Origin of the sequence: Silanimonas sp. (genome assembly GCF_027530345.1) — a bacterium.
GTDB lineage: Bacteria > Pseudomonadota > Gammaproteobacteria > Xanthomonadales > Xanthomonadaceae > Silanimonas.
This window is the reverse complement of record NZ_JAPZQK010000042.1, coordinates 1-2,394: the sequence shown is the minus strand read 5'-3', so window position 1 is coordinate 2,394 and position 2,394 is coordinate 1. Positions and strand designations below refer to the sequence as shown.

The 2,394-nt window shown below is 59.9% G+C and carries 2 protein-coding genes; both read left to right on the top strand.

Translation table 11 applies throughout. The annotated features are described in order from the left end of the window. Positions 1 to 375: 375 nt before the first annotated feature. The gene (locus O9255_RS13920) at positions 376 to 603 is read left to right on the top strand and encodes a hypothetical protein (RefSeq protein WP_297867470.1); all 228 of its coding nucleotides are present in this window, start codon (positions 376 to 378) and stop codon (positions 601 to 603) included. Between the two features lie 140 nt (positions 604 to 743). After that, positions 744 to 1,097 carry a DUF6463 family protein gene (locus tag O9255_RS13915; protein WP_297867469.1) on the top strand — a complete coding sequence of 118 codons (354 nt, stop codon included), beginning with the start codon at positions 744 to 746 and terminating at the stop codon, positions 1,095 to 1,097. Positions 1,098 to 2,394 lie beyond the last annotated feature (1,297 nt).

The window sequence follows — 2,394 nt, the reverse complement described above, 5'->3', positions numbered from 1 at the left end:
GGGAGCAGTTCCGGGCGGGCGCGGGCACCAACCAAGAGCTCTCACCATCCGGGTTGCTTCAGGTCCGCGCTCCGGGCATCGTTCGCCTAACTACTCGCTCAAGCGGACAGTCCAATCGCTTCGCGATTGGAGCTGCCGCTTAACTCAGACGTTAGACCCCCTCTACTCGAACCCAGGCATACCTTCAAGAACGCGTGGCACCGGTGCCATCTGCGCACTCGATACCCGGAAGTCGACTTCGTCCTGCCACTTCGCTCTCGCAATGGAAGCAAGAAGCTCCGTCTCCAATGCCACGCCCAGATGTACTACGATCCACGCCGAAGCGTCGAAGACAACGTTTCTTGGGGCCATCGCTGAAACCTCTTGGAGTCCATCATGTCAACCCTTGAACGAAAGTGGTGGTTTGTCGGTCCGATCTCTGGAGTTGCAGTCTGGCTGAGCTTTCAGCTTATCGTGCAGGCCGGTATGGTCATTGCAACTCTGTCCATCAGTCAGTGGCTCGTCTACTGCTTGTGTTTCTTTGGTATCCAACGCGCCCTCTCCTTTGCCGGCTGGCTGATCTTCCTAGTCGTCGCCCCCGACTTGGCGAAGAAAGGGGTCTAGCCCCTCGCTCAAGCGGAGCGCCAACGGCGTGCCGGCAGGCCCGCGAGGCCGTGCTGTTTATCATCGGCCTCGCGGGCCTGCCGTCACACCGTCGTCGCCCGCTTAGCTCGAACGTTAGGCCCTAATTGGAGTTTCTCGCGATGAAGCAGTGGATTGGTCGTTGGCTGGTGGGTGTATCCGTCCTGCACATGCTCTTTGCCATCGCCGCGTTTCGAGGCGTTTACTCGGCGCTGGTTGATCGAGGCTTCGTCAACGCAGTGGGCGGCGACCCAATGTCGAGCGCTGCGGTGTGGTTCTTCCTGTTTGGACCCGCTCTTTTCCTTTGCGGCATCGCCGTGTCCGCGCTTGAGCGCTCGTCTCAACCCTTGCCCAAGCTTCTTGGCTTGGGCTTGCTGTTGCTCGCGGTGCTAGGCATTGCTCTCATGCCGGCATCGGGTTTCTGGCTCGTCCTTCCTCCGGCTGTAGCGATTTTGCTGCGCAAGCAGCCTGCATAGACCGGCACAGTGACGGGCCTAACTACTCGCTCAAGCGGACAGATCAATCGCTTTGCGATTGATGCTGCCGCTTAGCTCACGCGTTAGGCGGTTGGTTCTACGGTGGTCTGAGGCGAGTCCGTTCTCAGCGAGCCGAGACTCCCTCGCCGCGAGACATCCGGCCCGCCCGCGCTGTGTAGCTCCGCGTCGCAAATCCGATGGGCCGTCGAGTAGCCGGTGAGAGTTCCAGGCAGGCGCGGGCACTAGCCACCACCATCCGGCCTTGCCCGCTCGAGCGCGCTCCGGCACATTTCCGCCTAACTAGTCACTCAAGCGGACCAATCAATCGCTTCGCGATTGATGTGGCCGCTTAGCTCGATCGTTAGGCGGTCGGTTCTACGGTGGTCTGAGGCGAGTTCGGTCTCGGCAAGTGCGAGACCGCTCGCAGCGAGACATCCAGCCCGCCCGCGCTGTGTCAGTCCGCGTCGCAAGTCCGATGGGCTCCAAAGTAGCCGGTGTCAGGCCTAGGCAGGCGCGGGCACCAACAACCGCCATCCGGCCTTGCCTGCTCGGGCGCGCTCCGGCACATTTCCGCCTAACTAGTCACTCAAGCGGACCAATCAATCGCTTCGCGATTGATGTGGCCGCTTAGTTCGATCGTTAGGAGGCAGATTGGGCGGCGCGGCATTCATCCTCATCTTCGCTTACGTTGCTGTCTGGGCTGCGTTCGCTCTTGCAGTCTCGACAATCTCTAGTCTCGCGCTTTGGGCATGGGCATTGCTGGACGGCTCAACGAGGCCTCGATTCGCCGGAACGATCACCTTTGTTTCGCTGCTTGCGGTAAAGGCTCTGCTCTTGTCTTTAGAGATTCTTCTGAGTGCGGTTGCTTCGATTCCTCGTGCGCTCTACTGGATGCTCTTTCTTGGTGTGCTGTGGCTTTTCTTGAGAGCACTCTTTCGGCGATTCTTCCGCACGAGTGCGGCAGTCTCTCCGGCAATGCGTGTCGTGCCACCAGAGGCGGGCGTTCTTGCGTGTCTTCCGGTTGTTGTTGCCCTAGCTGGACTCTGCCTGTTGCTGCCATGGGTAGACTCCATGCTTCGGGGGGTAACAGCCTCCTAACTACTCACTCAAGCGGACCAATCAATCGCTTCGCGATTGATGTGGCCGCTTAGTTCACGCGTTAGGGCCGAGGCCAGCCGATGCCGCACATTGAACTTCTCTCGCAGCTAGTCGGCATTGCAGCCTTCCTTGTCTTCGCTGTGGCAGCCGTTTACGTGCGTCGCACGGGACATACGATCTTCACATCACGCCCAGTGGC

Bases quoted from the DNA above. Each gene is read 5' to 3' on its own strand.
- O9255_RS13920 (WP_297867470.1), top strand. From the start codon at position 376: ATGTCAACCCTTGAACGAAAGTGGTGGTTTGTCGGTCCGATCTCTGGA.
- O9255_RS13915 (WP_297867469.1), top strand. From the start codon at position 744: ATGAAGCAGTGGATTGGTCGTTGGCTGGTGGGTGTATCCGTCCTGCAC.